The following is a 15,733-nucleotide window of genomic DNA, read 5'->3' as shown; positions in this document are numbered from 1 at the left end:
ATAGGCCGCGTCGTTGTGATCGAGGGCGTTTTTTTCCCAGCCGATGTAGGTGCCGAGAATTTTCGGGTTCTTTTCGACGTTCTCTTTGATCAGGCTGATCAGTTGCTCGCGACTGACAGTGAGGCGCGGCTGACCATCTGCGCCCGGCGTACCGAGCAGGGTGTTGACCCGCACCAGGCCACCGGCAATCAGCAGTGGCGCTTCGAGCTCGCGCTGGATCTGGCTGACCTGGGTTTGCGCCAGCGAGGTCAGGCGCTGTTCGATGACTTGCTCGAACTGCGCCTGGGTGCGCTGTTGCACCATCTCTTGCGTGCGCGCGCCGGAAAACAGCGCATACAGCACCAGCGCGGCGACCACGCTGAGCACGATGGCGCCGGCCAGGGCGGCGACGGAAAACTGGATCGACTTGAACTTCATGGGAGCTCCGCACGCAAGAGGACGTCTGCGCTGATGTATCGGCAGCGGGCATTGGGCCATGAGTGCGAGCCGGTGCAATTGAAAGCCAATGTCGCAAATGGATCAGTGCGCGACGCAGTTGCACGGGACTTGGCGGTTGCTGTGAATTTTTTGCGACAGCTCTGGTGGGAAATGTCTGAAAGTCGCTGCAACACGTCCGTTGTATCTGGCGTCGATACAATTACCCGCCTAGGATACGCGCAGGTTTTCAGGGAGCTTTTGAATGAACAAGACATTGGTTGTAAGTGCACTGAGCGCAGCGCTGTTGCTGGCCGGTTGTCAGTCGGTCAACACCACCAGCGGCGGTGCCGTGGGTGTGGAGCGCAAGCAGTACATGTTCAGCATGCTGTCCTCGCAAGAGGTCGACCAGATGTATGCGCAGTCGTATCAGAAGACCGTCGGCGAGGCGTCCAGCAAAGGTGTGCTGGACAAGACCAGTCCCGAGGCCAAGCGGGTTCAGGCGATTGCCAACCGTCTGATCGCCCAGGCGCCGAACTTCCGTCCGGATGCGGCGCAATGGCAATGGGAAGTCAATCTGATCAAGAGCGATGAGCTCAACGCCAACTGCGGGCCTGGCGGCAAGATCATTTTCTACACCGGGCTGATCGACAGTCTGAAACTCACCGACGATGAAATCGCCGCCGTTATGGGCCATGAAATTGCCCACGCCTTGCGCGAGCACGGTCGTGAAGCGATGTCCAAGGCGTACGGGATTGAAATGGCCAAACAGGGCGCGGGTGCGTTGCTCGGCCTGGGGCAGGACAGTCTGGCGCTGGCTGATACCGTGGCCAACTACGGCATGACCCTGCCGAACAGCCGCGCCAACGAAAACGAAGCCGACCTGATTGGTCTGGAACTGGCCGCACGCGCTGGCTACAACCCGAACGCGGCGATCACGCTTTGGAACAAAATGAGCAAAGCGTCGGAAGGTTCGCCGCCGGAGTTCATGAGCACTCACCCGGCTTCGACCAGCCGGATTGCCTCGTTGCAGGCGGCAATTCCGAAGGTCATGCCGTTGTACGAAAAAGCTCCTAAATCCTGAGTCAGTGATCGTTCCCACGCTCTGCGTGGGAATGCCTCAAGGGACGCTCCGCGTTCCAAGCGGGACGCAGAGCGTCCCCGGCTGCATTCCCACGCAGAGCGTGGGAGCGATCCTTCACTGAGGATTAAACCCAGCCGCTGCTCTGCATCGCCTTGTACACCGCAACGATCGCCAGAATCATGAATGCCGAAGCCGCGAGGCGACGGATCAAGGTCAATGGCAGTTTGTCTGCGGCGAAATTACCTGCCAGCACCACCGGCACGTTGGCAATCAACATGCCCGCCGTCGTACCGATAATCACCAGCCACAGTTCCGGATATTGCGCGGCGAGCATCACCGTCGCGACCTGAGTCTTGTCACCCATTTCTGCGAGGAAAAACGCAATCAGCGTGGTCAGGAACGGCCCGAACTTGCGTGCGGTGCTGGTTTCATCGTCATCCATTTTGTCCGGAACCAGTGTCCACAGCGCCGTGGCCGTAAAGCTTGCGGCGAGAATCCAGTGCAGCGTGGCATTCGAGAAGAAGCTGCCAAACCAGGCGCCGACCGCACCGGCTGCTGCGTGGTTGGCCAGGGTCGCGGCGACAATACCGGCAATGATCGGCCAGGGTTTGCGGAAGCGAGCGGCGAGAATCAGCGCGAGCAGTTGCGTCTTGTCGCCGATTTCGGCCAAGGCAACGATTGCGGTGGGAACGAGTAACGAGTCCAGCATCAGGATTTCCTAAGGGGCGGGTCGACACGGCTATGACACGTACAGCCTTCCCGCCCCGGGTAAGGTGTGCGTGTCATAGGTCTTGTCAAACCCTGCGATCCGTCTGCTGCGGACGCTTGGGTCGCATACGCCATGATCTGAGGATCAAGTATGTTGACGTATGCCGGACGAGCTTGGCGCTCGTGGGAGACTACTCCCCTAGGACGGAGCGGATTCTGCCTTCGCAAATCCGATTGAGCAAGAACAAATTTTCAGCCGCGCTTGGCCCGGTAGATGCGGAAACCATTGCCTTCGGCCTTGATTGCACAGACGCCCAGATGCTCTTCGATCAGCGGTTGATACTTGAGGAAGCTGTTCGCCACCAAGCGCAGTTCGCCGCCATTTTTCAGATGTTTGGCCGCTTTTCGCAGCAAGTTCTCGGTTGCGAAATAATCGGTGTGCACGCCGACATGGAACGGTGGATTGCTCAGAATCGCACTCAAACCCATCGGCGCGGCATCGATACCGTCGCCAGTCAGCACTTCAGCTTCCAGACCGTTGGCCGCCAATGTCAGGCGGCTGCTGGCGGCGGCGAAGGCATCGACATCGAGCAGGGTCACCTGATTGTGCGGGTAGCGACGCTTGACCGCAGCGCCCAGAACCCCGGCACCGCAGCCGAAGTCGAGCAGATGGCCGCTCGGCAGTTTGTCCAGATGCTCCAGCAGCAGGGCACTGCCGCGATCCAGGCGACCGTGGCTGAACACGCCCGGCAGGCTGATAACTTTCAGCGGACCCTCGGCCAAAGGCAATTCATAGGTCTGCGCCAGGCTTTCCAGAGACTTGGCTTCAGGCGCGTTGGCCACGGTGACTTGCCAGAGCTGGCAGTGCCGCGCGCTGTCGAGTTTGCGCGGCTTGCCGAACGGGTTGAGCTGCTTGGATGCGCCTTCGATGCCGCTGCGCTTTTCCCCGACCAGAAATACTTCACGCCCGGCCAGACGCGAGGCCACGGCATTGAGGATGTAATCGGTCAGGTCTTTGGACTTGGGCAGGAACACCACGGCGCTGTCGAACTCGAGCTCTGGAATGTTCACGCCGAAATGGCTGCGCCCTTCGAAACGGGCATCCAGTGCGGCCTGGTCGCCGGCATGCCAGCACCAGCCGAATGCGTTGGGCAGGCGTCCGAGCAAATCATCGGCGGGCAAACCGGCCAACAACAACGAACCTTGAAACAACTCGGGCTGACGAAGCAGTACTTCACTGCGCGGATCCATAACTGCTCCTCAAAAAAAAGTGCCGCAGTTTATCAACTGACGACCCGCAGCGCCTTACCGCTGAAGAACGCCTGAGCGTTTTCGGTCAATTGGCCGACGATGCGCTGGCGTGCCTCGCGGCTGCCCCAGGCGTTGTGTGGCGTAACGATCAGGCGTGGGATGTCCGCTGCGAGCAACGGATTGCCTTGGGTCGGCGGCTCGATGCTCAACACATCGGTAGCCGCGCCGCCGAGGTGGCCATTGCGCAAGGCATCGGCCAGCGCCTGTTCATCGATCAGACCGCCACGCGCGGTGTTGACCACGAACGCGCCTGGCTTCATCGAAGCTAGTTCGCGGGCGCCGATGAAATGGCGAGTGTGTTCGTTGAGTGGGCAGTGCAGGGTGAGGGCGTCGATTTGCGGCAGCAGTTCATCCAGCGGCAAACGATCCGGGCGAGCTGGGCGCCCGGGAATCTGCCCGAGCAACACGCGCATGCCGAACGCTTCGGCCAATCGCGCCACGGCGCCGCCAAGTTCGCCATGGCCGAGCAGGCCGAGGGTTTTGCCTTCCAGCTCGACAATCGGGTAGTCGAGCAGACAGAACTGTTTGGCCTGCTGCCAGCGGCCTTCGCCAACTGCTTTCTGATAATCGGCCAGACGCGTGGCGAGGTTGAGCAGCAGCATGATCGTGTGCTGCGCCACCGACGGCGTGCCGTAACCCTGACAGTTGCACACGGTGATGCCGTGAGCGCGGGCGGCCGCAAGGTCGACGTTGTTGGTGCCGGTGGCGGTGATCAGGATCAGCCTCAGGTCGGGGTTGGCGGCCATGGCGGCGGCGTCGATCAGGATCTTGTTGGTGATCGCTACGGTGGCGCCTTGCAGGCGTTCGGCGACTTGCCCGGGCAACGTTTGGGCGAACAGCTGCAGATCGCTGAAACACTCGCGCAACGGACTAAGGTCGAGGTCGCCGAGATCCAGCGAAGGGTGATCAAGGAATACCGCGCGGTGCGTGTTCGTCATCAACTGTACCTTTCGTGCTGTGAGCGTAGGGCGTAATCTGCCGAGCCTACCAGATGAAACAAATTGATACGCTTGGCCGAAAGGAGCCCCCATGTACTGGACCGAGTTCTTGACCGTTGCACTGATCCATTTGCTGGCTGTCGCCAGCCCCGGCCCGGACTTTGCGGTGGTGGTGCGCGAGAGCGTGACCCACGGTCGTCGCGCCGGTACCTGGACCGCATTGGGCGTGGGCACGGCGATTTTCCTGCACGTTGGTTATTCGCTGCTCGGTATCGGCCTGATCGTGTCGCAATCGATCGTGTTGTTCAACGCGTTGAAATGGGCGGCGGCGGCTTACTTGCTGTACATCGGCTTCAAGGCATTGCGCGCGCAGCCCGCGAAAGCCGTGGCCGATGACTTGCACAAAGAGGCCGGCGTACGCACGGCTCGCGGCGCGTTCACGTCGGGCTTCGTGACCAATGGTCTGAATCCGAAAGCCACGCTGTTCTTCCTGTCGCTGTTCACCGTGGTGATCAACCCGCACACGCCACTGGCGGTGCAGGCCGGTTACGGGATTTACCTGGCGGTCGCGACTGCGTTTTGGTTCTGTCTGGTGGCGATGTTGTTCAGTCAGCAGCGGGTGCGTGCCGGTTTCGCCCGCATGGGCCACTGGTTCGATCGCACCATGGGCGCGGTGCTGATCGCTCTCGGCGTGAAAATCGCGTTCACCGAGATGCACTGATCTCAGAACCGCGACTTGAACCTGTGGGAGCGAGCTTGCTTGCGAAGGCGTTGGATCAGTCGACATTATTGGTGGCTGAAAGAGCGCTTTCGCGAGCAGGCTCGCTCCCACAGGGCCTTACACCAGTTCGCTGAGTTTGCTCAGGGTGTTCAGGTAGTCGCGGGGATTCTCTCCCAGCAAACGGCGAAACATCGCGCTGAACGCCCGCGCGCTGCCGTAACCCAAGTCCTGCGCCACACGCTGCACGCTGTCCCCGGCGAGCAGGCGCGGCAGGGCTTCCATCAGGCGCAGTTGCTGGCGCCAGGCGTTGAAACTCATCTGCACTTGTTGCTGAAACAGCCGCGCCAGCGTGCGTGAGCTGGCGCCGACCTGCTGCGCCCAGTCTTCCAGCGTATTGGTGTGATCGGGGGTGTGCAGCAGTGCCAGACAGATATTTTGCAGACGCCGGTCGGTTGGCATCGGAATGTGCAGCGGCAGGTTTTCCAGACCGGCGAGTTCTTCCAGCATCAACTGCTGAATCAGCGGATTGTCGGCATGCGGCGGCCCTTGCACGGCACGCAGGATCAGCTCGCGCAGCAGCGGCGTCACCGCCAATACGCAGCACTGTTGCAGGCTGGCGGGTGACAGTTCTGGTGCGATGAACAGCGAGCGCATCTGCACGTCGCCGCTCATGAAAATCTCGTGCGCCACTTCTGGCGGAATCCACACCGCGCGACTTGGCGGAATCACCCATGCACCCGAGTCCGTGACCACGCGCATGATCCCGCTGACCGCATACAACAACTGCGCCTCGCGATGCTGGTGCAGCGGCTGGTGCGCGCCATCCAGATAATCCCGGGGGTAGGCGCTCACCGGGCCGTGTTCGAAATGGCTGATCAACATGTCTGATTTGATGACTTGTCTGGCAGGAATGCGCTTTGTGGCCAACTTAGCATAGCGCCACACAACAACGTAAAGCGTGCCGCCATGAATCAATCCAGAAACGTCATTCGCTATATCAACGCCGCCCATGTGATCGATCACATGTTCATGCTGATATTTCCCGCCGCCGTGCTCGGTATGACGCAGGCCTTCGGTCTCGACTACGCCACGCTGATCGGCCTGTCACTGGGCGGCTTCATTGCCTTCGGCGCGTGTTCGCTACCCGCTGGTTGGCTGGGCGATCACTGGAGTCGGCGGCAGATGATGCTGGTGTTTTTCTTCGGCATCGGCGCTTCAGCGATTTTCACTGGCCTGAGCAGCAGCCCGGCCATGCTGGTGATCGGTCTGACCCTGATCGGTATTTTTGCGGCGATTTATCACCCTGTCGGCACGGCGATGTTGGTCGCTTATGCACAAAATCGCGGCCGGGAAATCGGCATCAACGGTATGTGGGGCAATCTGGGTGTGGCGTTTTCGGCGCTGATCACCGGTTTGCTGGTGGCGCAATTCGGCTGGCGCTCGGCGTTTCTGATACCGGGCGCAGTGGCGATTGTGCTGGGAGTTGGCTTCGCCTTGCACGTGCGTGAAGAGCCGATCCCGAAGCGTGCGCACACGCCACTCAAGGGGGTTGCTGGCCAGCGTATTTCCATGCTCATGGTCTTCGGCGTGCTGGCGCTGGCGACGGCCACTGGCGGCGTGGTGTTCAACGCCACCACCATGACCTATCCGAAGCTGTTTCAGGAGCGTTTGCATGAGCTGTTTGCCTCGCCGCAAACCCTTGGTGTGGTGGTCAGCCTGGCTTATGCCTTTGGCGCGGTCGCGCAGTTGAGCATTGGTCGGGTGTTGCATCGGCTCAGCCTGAAATGGCCGTTCATTGTCCTGACGCTGTGCCAGGCACCGCTGTTATTTGCGCTGGCCTATGCCGACGGCTGGGCCGTGATCGCCCTCGGCGCAGCGTTCATGTTCGTGGTCTTCGGTCAGGTCACCGTCAACGATGCGATGGTCGCCAACTTCGTCGCCCCGCAGTGGCAATCACGGGTGTTCGCCCTGCGTTACTGTTTATCGTTCGGTGCCAGTGCGACGGCGATTCCGCTGATTTCCTATGTCGAACCGCGCCATGGTTTTGTAGGCCTGTACTTGATTCTTGCGGGTTTCGGCGCTTTGACCTTCCTTGCAGCAGTCGTATTCCCACGGACGCCTTCCGAGGAGGCTGTAGGGCAAACAGCGTGATCAATAGCGAAAACCGGCAAATGCTGGCGCAAAGCTAGCATTTGTACGGCTTTGCAAATCATTCCTTTGGCTGATTTGGCTGGCGTATAAGGGTTCTAGAGTACCGATCTCTACGCCAACACCGTGCAGTCAGAAAAGGGATTCTTATGTTGCAGACTCGCGTCATTCCCCCGGCCGATGGGGCCTACCAGTATCCATTGCTGATCAAACGGCTGCTGATGTCCGGCGCCCGTTACGAGAAAACCCGCGAGATCATTTACCGTGACCAGATCCGCTATAGCTACCCGACCCTGATCGAGCGTGTGGCGAGGTTGGCCAACGTGCTCACGGCGGCCGGTGTGAAGGCCGGTGACACCGTGGCGGTGATGGACTGGGACAGCCATCGTTACCTGGAATGCATGTTTGCGATTCCGATGATTGGCGCGGTGATTCATACCATCAACGTGCGCCTGTCGCCGGAACAGATCCTCTACACCATGAACCACGCCGAGGACCGCTTTGTGCTGGTCAACAGCGAGTTCGTCGGTCTTTACCAGGCAATCGCACCGCACCTGAGCACGGTCGAGAAAACCCTGCTGCTGACTGATTTGCCGGAAAAAACCGCCGACCTGCCGAATCTGGTCGGCGAGTACGAACAACTGCTGGCCGCCGCGAGCCCGCAGTACGACTTCCAGGACTTCGACGAAAACTCGGTCGCCACCACGTTCTATACCACCGGCACCACGGGCAATCCGAAAGGCGTGTATTTCACCCATCGGCAACTGGTCCTGCACACCATGGGGGTGTCGACGATCATGGGTTCGATCGACAGCGTGCGCCTGCTCGGCACCAACGACGTGTACATGCCGATCACACCGATGTTCCATGTACACGCCTGGGGCCTGCCGTATGTGGCGACCATGCTTGGCCTCAAACAGGTTTATCCGGGGCGCTACGATCCGGAGTTTCTGGTGGAGTTGTGGCGCAAGGAGAAGGTTACCTTCTCCCACTGCGTGCCGACCATTCTGCAGATGCTGCTTAACGCGAAAGGCGCGCAGGGCACCGATTTCGGCGGCTGGAAAATTGTCATCGGCGGCAGCGCGCTCAATCGCACCTTGTATGAAACCGCCAAGGCGCGGGGCATTCAGCTCACCGCTGCGTACGGCATGTCGGAAACGGGGCCGCTTGTATCCTGTGCGCACCTCAATGATGAGTTGATGGCCGGCACTGAAGACGAGCGCACCACCTACCGGATCAAGGCCGGTGTGCCGGGGCCGCTGGTGGAAGCGGCGATTGTCGATGCCGAGGGTCACTTTCTCCCGGCCGACGGCGAGACCCAGGGCGAACTGGTGCTGCGTGCGCCATGGCTCACCGAAGGCTATTTCAACGAACCGCAGAAGGGCGCCGAGCTCTGGGCTGGCGGCTGGTTGCATACCGGTGACGTCGCCACGCTCGACAGCATGGGCGTGATCGACATCCGCGACCGCATCAAAGATGTGATCAAGACCGGCGGCGAGTGGATCTCTTCGCTGGATCTCGAAGACCTGATCAGCCGTCACGTCGCGGTACGCGAAGTAGCAGTGGTGGGCATCGCCGATCCGCAGTGGGGCGAGCGCCCGTTTGCCTTGCTGGTGATCCGCGAAGGGCATGTGATTGGGGCACGCGAACTCAAGGAACACCTCAAGCCGTTCGTGGAATTGGGACACCTGAGCAAGTGGGCGATTCCGAGTCAGATCGCCCTTGTTACCGAAATTCCCAAGACCAGTGTCGGCAAGCTCGACAAGAAGCGCATCCGCCTCGACATCACCGAATGGCAGGCCAACAACAGCACCTTCCTCTCGACACTTTGAGTGTCTGCTGGCGCGCCGAAACCGGCGCGCCAGACCCACCAAGCAAGCGCTTGGCTTGTGAAATCGAAAAAATCAGCCATCCTTGCCGTGCCGACATGCGTCGGACTGGCGAAAGGACTGTTCCAGAGTGGCCGGCAGCTGCAAATCACACTTTAGAGGGATCAAGCAGTACCACCTGCTGGCTATAGTCCGCTCAAGGATTTTTAAGAACGGGGCACACGCACAAAACGGGGCGATGCATCTTTGGAGTGATTTCGGGTTGTCTCTGGCACCCGGTCCTTCAGGCGTTTTTAAAAGTACTCACTGCCATAACAATAATGCACATGGAGTAGCGTCGATGACCTCAGTAAACCAGTTCTGGCGCCGGGCGAAACTGCCTCTGGCGGTCAGTCTTGCCTCTTCGCTCGCCGGGCCCGCATTCGGCGTCAGTTTCAACGTCGGTGAAATCGAGGGCCAGTTCGACTCTTCCCTGTCGATCGGTGCCAGTTGGTCTACCCAGAGCCCGAACAAGAACCTCATCGGCGTCAACAACGGCGGCCATGGTCTGTCGCAGACTTCTGACGATGGCCACGCCAACTTCAAGAGCGGCGAAACCTTTTCGAAGATCTTCAAGGGCATCCATGACCTTGAACTGAAATACGGCGACACCGGCGTGTTTGTCCGTGGCAAATACTGGTACGACTTCGAACTCAAGGACGAAAGCCGCGAGTTCAAGGACATCAGCGATTCGGGCCGTAAAGAGGGCGCCAAGTCGTCCGGCGGGCAGATCCTCGACGCCTTCGTCTACCACAACTACGCGATCGCCGATCAGCCAGGTTCCGTGCGTCTGGGCAAGCAGGTGGTGAGCTGGGGTGAAAGTACCTTCATCGGTGGCGGCATCAACTCGATCAACCCGATCGACGTTTCCGCGTTCCGTCGTCCGGGCGCCGAGATCAAGGAAGGCCTGATCCCGGTCAACATGTTCTACGTGTCCCAGAGCCTGACCGAAAACCTTTCGGCCGAAGCGTTCTATCAGCTGGAATGGGACCAGACCGTCGTCGATAACTGCGGCACGTTCTTCTCGCAGCCAGACATCGTTGCCGACGGTTGCAACGACAACCTGCGCGTGCTGAACAAGCGTTCGCAAATCCCGGCCATCGCCCTGGGGCCGTTGGCGGCCAACGGTGTCAACGTCAACGAAGAAGGCGTTCTGGTGCGCCGTGGTCCGGACCGCGATGCCCGTGACAGCGGCCAGTGGGGCGCGTCCTTCAAGTACATGTACGAACCGCTGGACACCGAGTTCGGCGCCTACTTCATGAACTACCACAGCCGTGCGCCGATCTTCAGCGCCACCGGTGCTCCGCAATCGGTCTACAACACTGCGCGCGCGCTGCCGGGGCCGTTTGCGGCGCTTGCACCGTTGCTGGTCGCGGGTAACTCGAACTACTTCATTGAATACCCTGAAGACATTCGCCTCTACGGTCTGAGCTTCTCCACCACCCTGCCTACCGGTACGGCGTGGAGCGGTGAGATCAGCTACCGGCCGAACGCGCCGGTACAACTGAACTCCACCGACATTCTGTTCGCCGGTGTGCGTCCGATCGGCGGGGCACTGACCAACGCCTCGATCCTCAATGGCGTACCGGGTCAGGATCTGCATGGCTATGAGCGCAAGGAAATCACCCAGATCCAGACCACGTTCACGCACTTCTTCGATCAGGTCATGGGCGCCAGCCGTCTGACCCTCGTCGGCGAAGTCGGCGCGACCTACGTCGGCGGGCTGGAAAGCCGTTCCGACAAGCGCTATGGCCGCGATCCGGTATACGGCCCGGGTGAGTTGCCAGCCACTGGCGGTGTGAATACCTGCGCCAATATTCTCAACGCCAGCACCATCAATGGTGCCGGGCCGGGTTCACCGCAGAACAACCGCAGCCGCAATTGCGACAACGACGGCTTCACCACCTCGATGTCGTGGGGCTACCGCGGTCGCGCCATCTGGGAATACAACGACGTCTTCGCCGGTGTGAACCTCAAGCCGAACGTGGCCTGGTCCCACGACGTCAGCGGTTACTCGCCAGGCCCTGGCGGCAACTTCGAGGAAGGTCGCAAAGCGGTCAGCCTGGGCGTGGACGCTGAATACCAGAACACCTACACCGCGAGCCTGGCGTACACCAACTTCTTCGACGGCAAGTACACCACTGTGGATGACCGCGACTTTGTTGCGCTCAGCTTCGGCGTGAACTTCTAAGCACTGCATTTCAGGACGAACGAATTTATGAAAATAACAAAGAGTCTGTTCCACGCCGGTGTTCTGGGGCTGTCGCTGCTGGCGACCGGGGTCATGGCTGCGGTGCCTGCTGCAGAAGCCGACAAACTGGGCAAGAGCCTGACGCCGATGGGCGCTGAAATGGCCGGTAACGCCGATGGTTCGATCCCGGCGTGGAAGCCGCTGCCGAAGAATGCCGGCAGCGTCGACGCGCGTGGCTTCTTGTCCAACCCTTACGCCAGTGAACAACCGCTGTTCACCATCACCGCCAAGGATGTCGACAAGTACAAGGACAAGCTGGCGCCGGGTCAATACGCGATGTTCAAGCGCTACCCGGACACCTTCAAGATGCCGGTTTACCCGTCCCATCGCGGTGCGACCGTGCCAGATGACGTGTTTGCCGCGATCAAGAAAAACGCCACCACCACCAACTTGGTGTCCGGCGGCAACGGTCTGGAGAACTTCGAAACGGCCGTGCCGTTCCCGATTCCGAAGAGCGGTGTGGAAGTCATCTGGAACCACATCACCCGCTATCGCGGTGGCAGCGTGACTCGTCTGGTGACCCAGGCCACGCCGCAACCGAACGGCTCGTACAGCCTGGTGTACTTCCAGGATCAGTTCGTGTTCCGCGACAAGATGAAGGACTACGACCCGAAAAACCCGGGCAACATCCTGTTCTACTTCAAGCAGAAAGTGACCGCGCCGGCACGTCTGGCCGGTGGTGTGCTGCTGGTGCACGAAACTCTCGATCAGGTCAAAGAACCACGTTCGGCGTGGGTCTATAACGCCGGCCAGCGTCGTGTGCGTCGTGCGCCACAAGTGTCCTATGACGGTCCGGGTACTGCGGCGGATGGCCTGCGTACCTCCGACAACCTCGACATGTTCAACGGTGCTCCGGATCGCTACGACTGGAAGCTCGAAGGCAAGAAAGAGATGTACATCGCCTCCGACAGCTACAAGCTCGACGATCCGAAACTGAAGTACGCCGACATCATCAAGGCCGGTCACATCAACCAGGATCTGGCACGTTACGAGCTGCGCCGCGTCTGGCATGTGGTTGCCACCCTGAAAGAAGGTCAGCGTCACATCTACGCCAAACGTGACTTCTACATCGACGAAGACACCTGGCAAGCCGCCGTGATCGATCACTACGACGGTCGTGGCCAACTGTGGCGCGTCGCCGAAGCGCATGCCGAGAACTACTACGACAAGCAAGTGCCGTGGTATGCCCTGGAAACCCTCTACGACCTGCAGTCCGGCCGCTATCTGGCACTGGGCATGAAGAACGAAGAGAAGAGTGCGTATGACTTCGGTTTCACCGCCACCACCAGCGACTTCACCCCGGCTGCACTGCGTCAGGATGGTGTTCGCTAAACCGCTGTAAAACCGAGGCCGCATCCTCGTGAAAACGCCCCGACTGGTTCGGGGCGTTTTTTTGCGTGTAGCCTTTTTGTAGCCATTTGTAGCAGCAACCTTCATAACCGGTTCGTTTAAGGCTAGTCTGCGGACATCTGCAACGCCGCCAACAGCAATTCGAACAAGAGCCGGCCATGACTGATCTGTCCCCACTTCCGGGTCCCGCAAGCGTTGCCATCGCGGCACTGGACGGGCGTTTTTTCCGCCCGCCGCTGCCCGACGGCTACGTCTTGCGACCACGCCTTTGCGAGCGCCTGCAGGCCGGGCTCGGTGGGCGTCTGTTGCTGGTCAGTGCTCCCGCCGGGTTTGGCAAGAGTTCGCTGGCGGTGGAGTTCTGTCAGAGTCTGCCGGCACACTGGCAAAGCCTTTGGCTGGGCCTGAGTCCTCGCGACAGCGACCCGGGGCGCTTTCTCGAACGTCTGCTCGAAGGCTTGCAGGACTACTTTCCGCAACTGGGCAGTCGCGCACTCGGCCTGCTGAAAATGCGCCAACGCCATCAGCCCTTTGCCTTCGAAGAATGGCTCGACGGCTTGCTCGATGAACTGACCCTGCACCTCGATCCCGGCGCGCCACTGCTGTTGGTGTTCGACGATTACCATCTTGCGCAAGGCCCGGTGCTCGATCGCTGCCTGCAGTTTTTCCTCAACCATTTGCCCGATGGCTTGCTGGTCATGGTCACCAGTCGCCAGCGCCCGGACTGGCATCTGGCGCGCTTGCGTCTGTCACGGCAGTTGCTGGAGTTACATGAAGCGGATCTGCGCCTGACTCACGACGAAGCCCTGACCTTGCTCGATCGCCACAGCAGTTCGCTGCGCGGTGAAGCGCTGGAAAACCTGATCCAGCGCAGCGAAGGCTGGGTCGCCGGTTTGCGGTTCTGGCTGCTCGCGGTGTCTGAGGCCGGCAGCGATGCGGCGCTACCGCAAGCGTTGAACGGTGGGGAAGGGCTGATCCGCGACTATCTGCTGGAAGAGGTCATCGATTGCCTGCCGGCCGAGGTGCAAGCCTTTCTGTACGACACCGCCCCCCAGGAACGCTTTTGCAGCGAGTTGTGCGACGCCGTTCGCGAAGCCCACGACAGCGCCGAGATCCTGCGTTTCCTGTTGGCCCATCAGGTCTTTCTGGTGCCGCTGGACGAGCACGGTCACTGGTATCGTTATCACCATTTATTTTCGGATTTGTTGCGCAGTCGGCCGATTGCTCAGGCGATGGTGCCGACTGCAACGCTGCACCTGCGTGCCTGTCGCTGGTTCAACGCACAAGGGCTGCTGGATGAAGCCGTGGAGCAGGCGTTGCGCGCCGGTCACCTGGATGTCGCGGCAAATCTGGTACAGAACCTCTCGGAGGAGCAACTACTGGCCGAGCAAAACGTCGGCATGTTGCTGCGCTGGAAAATGGACCTGCCAGACAGCCTGTTGATCAGCACCCCACGCTTGATCGTGTTGTACAGCTGGGCACTGGGGCTGGCCTGTCAGCTGGATGCCGCCGAAGAGTTGTCCAGCCATCTGAGCCGTTTCCTGCCGGCGCCTTCCGCTACTGCGCAAAAGTCGATGCTGGCGCAATGGCTGGCGTTGAGCGGGATCATCGCTCGAGGGCGTGGGCATCGGGAGTTGACGATCAGATATTGCACCGAGGCCCTGGAAAGCCTGCCGGCCAAACGTTATGGCCAACGGCTGATGTGTCTATCGACCTTGTCCAATCTGGCCATTGCCGATGGCGATCTGTGGCGCGCACGCGGTCTTAACCGCGAATCCCTGGAGCTGGCGCAGCGAGTCGGCAATCCGTTGTTCGAGGCACTGGCGCACTACGATCGTGCGCGGGTGTTGCAGGCTCGCGGCGAAATCCTGCGCGCCCTCGATGAAGTCCATCAGGGGCTGGAGCGCTTGCGTGGTTTGTCGCCACAACGTCTGTACGCGGTGCGCGCACGGCTGACCTTGTATGAGGGTTTTCTGTTGGCCATGCGCTTGCAGCCTCAGGCAGCACGCGTGCGGTTGTCGGCCGGAATCAGCGAGGCACGAGCCTGTCGCGATATCAGCGTATTGATCGGCCATTGCGTCATCGCTCGACTGGATGGCGGCAACGGCGAGTTCGCCAAGGCCTTTGCCGAACTGGCCGAAGCCGAACGCCTGATGCACATCTGGGACGTGCCGCCGATCTATTATCTGGCGATGATCACGCTGGTCAAATGTGAACTGTGGCTGGCGCAGGGTCGCACCGATCTGGCCGAGGCATGGCTGGCGCGGTTGGGCCAGACCTACACCGGCGAACGCGCCGCTGCGCCGCCGGAGTTCCATCCACAACTGCCGCTGCATGTGGAACTGCAACAGGCTTTGCTCGACCTGAATCAGGGCCAACCGATGCTCGCCGAAGGGCGTTTGAACGTCTTGCATGAAAACGGCCAGCAAACCGGCCGGCAGTTGCTCAGTGTGATGGCGTTGACGCAGAAGGTGGCGCTGTTGCTGGCAGGCGGTCGAGAGACAGAAGCCCGCAAGGCATTGGGTCAGGCGCTGGAAGCAGCCGCCGGAGGCGTGCTGCAGCCGTTCGATGCCTTGATGAAGGGGCACGAGAATTGGCTGCGAAGCCAATTGCAGACTTCGCCGGCGCTCACAGGACAGCAACTGCTTGAACACTTCCCGCCAGCGACGACTCGCCCGGTTGTGGATTGCGCAGTGGCTGAGCAACTCAGCAGCCGCGAACTGGCGGTACTACGCCTGATCGCCCAAGGCTGTTCGAATCAGCAGATCAGTGAACAGTTGTTTATCTCTTTGCACACCGTGAAAACCCACGCCAGCCACATCAACAGCAAGTTGGGGGTCGAGCGGCGCACGCAAGCGGTGGCCCGGGCGAAAGAATTGGGGGTGTTGCAGTAACCTTAGCTGGATGCCTCTGGCGCAAGGCGAACCTTGGGCCAGAGGTTGT

11 protein-coding genes and 1 riboswitch are annotated in these 15,733 nt (G+C 60.4%); of the genes, 7 read left to right on the top strand and 4 right to left on the bottom strand.

The features are described 5' to 3' along the window. The first annotated feature begins 679 nt into the window (after positions 1–679). Entirely contained in the window at positions 680–1,498 is an 819-nt protein-coding gene (locus HU754_RS24980; RefSeq protein ID WP_093441307.1) for a M48 family metallopeptidase, read from the top strand. A gap of 124 nt (positions 1,499–1,622) precedes the next feature. Here the strand turns inward: HU754_RS24980 and HU754_RS24975 are convergent, their stop codons facing one another. The 3 genes from HU754_RS24975 to HU754_RS24965 all read right to left on the bottom strand — a co-directional run bounded on the left by HU754_RS24975 (position 1,623) and on the right by HU754_RS24965 (position 4,455). Continuing rightward, the gene (locus tag HU754_RS24975) at positions 1,623–2,207 is read right to left on the bottom strand and encodes a TMEM165/GDT1 family protein (RefSeq protein ID WP_077574495.1); all 585 of its coding nucleotides are present in this window, start codon (positions 2,205–2,207) and stop codon (positions 1,623–1,625) included. Between the two features lie 87 nt (positions 2,208–2,294). After that, a riboswitch (yybP-ykoY riboswitch) is annotated at positions 2,295–2,419 on the bottom strand. A 39-nt stretch (positions 2,420–2,458) separates the two neighbouring features. After that, positions 2,459–3,457: a methyltransferase gene (locus HU754_RS24970; RefSeq protein WP_186624772.1), complete on the bottom strand. Its 999-nt coding sequence runs from the start codon at positions 3,455–3,457 to the stop codon at positions 2,459–2,461. 32 nt (positions 3,458–3,489) lie between these two features. Then, entirely contained in the window at positions 3,490–4,455 is a 966-nt protein-coding gene (locus HU754_RS24965; protein WP_186624771.1) for a 2-hydroxyacid dehydrogenase, read from the bottom strand. Positions 4,456–4,546: 91 nt separating this feature from the next. Between HU754_RS24965 and HU754_RS24960 the strand changes: the two genes are divergently transcribed. Then, positions 4,547–5,176 carry a LysE family translocator gene (locus HU754_RS24960; protein WP_093441294.1) on the top strand — a complete coding sequence of 210 codons (630 nt, stop codon included), beginning with the start codon at positions 4,547–4,549 and terminating at the stop codon, positions 5,174–5,176. Positions 5,177–5,293: 117 nt separating this feature from the next. On the opposite strand, the gene HU754_RS24955 is transcribed toward HU754_RS24960, so the two are convergent. Then, positions 5,294–6,058 (bottom strand): AraC family transcriptional regulator, encoded by a 765-nt coding sequence (locus HU754_RS24955; RefSeq protein ID WP_186624770.1) that lies wholly within the window; start codon positions 6,056–6,058, stop codon positions 5,294–5,296. Positions 6,059–6,142: 84 nt separating this feature from the next. Between HU754_RS24955 and HU754_RS24950 the strand changes: the two genes are divergently transcribed. From HU754_RS24950 to HU754_RS24930, 5 genes are all read left to right on the top strand, one after another. Further along, positions 6,143–7,327, top strand: coding sequence for an MFS transporter (locus HU754_RS24950; RefSeq protein WP_186624769.1), 1,185 nt, complete (start codon positions 6,143–6,145; stop codon positions 7,325–7,327). Positions 7,328–7,473: 146 nt separating this feature from the next. Further along, positions 7,474–9,156, top strand: a complete 1,683-nt coding sequence (locus HU754_RS24945; protein ID WP_186624768.1) for a fatty acid--CoA ligase — start codon at positions 7,474–7,476, stop codon at positions 9,154–9,156. Positions 9,157–9,493: 337 nt separating this feature from the next. Next, the gene (locus tag HU754_RS24940; RefSeq protein WP_016985157.1) at positions 9,494–11,383 is read left to right on the top strand and encodes a DUF1302 domain-containing protein; all 1,890 of its coding nucleotides are present in this window, start codon (positions 9,494–9,496) and stop codon (positions 11,381–11,383) included. 27 nt (positions 11,384–11,410) lie between these two features. Next, on the top strand, positions 11,411–12,775 hold the full coding sequence (locus HU754_RS24935; protein WP_093441275.1) for a DUF1329 domain-containing protein: 1,365 nt from the start codon (positions 11,411–11,413) through the stop codon (positions 12,773–12,775). Between the two features lie 176 nt (positions 12,776–12,951). After that, positions 12,952–15,684, top strand: a complete 2,733-nt coding sequence (locus tag HU754_RS24930) for a winged helix-turn-helix domain-containing protein (RefSeq protein WP_186624767.1) — start codon at positions 12,952–12,954, stop codon at positions 15,682–15,684. Positions 15,685–15,733: the final 49 nt, after the last annotated feature.

The organism is Pseudomonas zeae, from assembly GCF_014268485.2.
Taxonomy (GTDB): domain Bacteria; phylum Pseudomonadota; class Gammaproteobacteria; order Pseudomonadales; family Pseudomonadaceae; genus Aquipseudomonas; species Aquipseudomonas neuropathica.
Note: the sequence above shows the minus strand (reverse complement) of the source record. Positions and strands in the feature narration are given on the sequence as shown.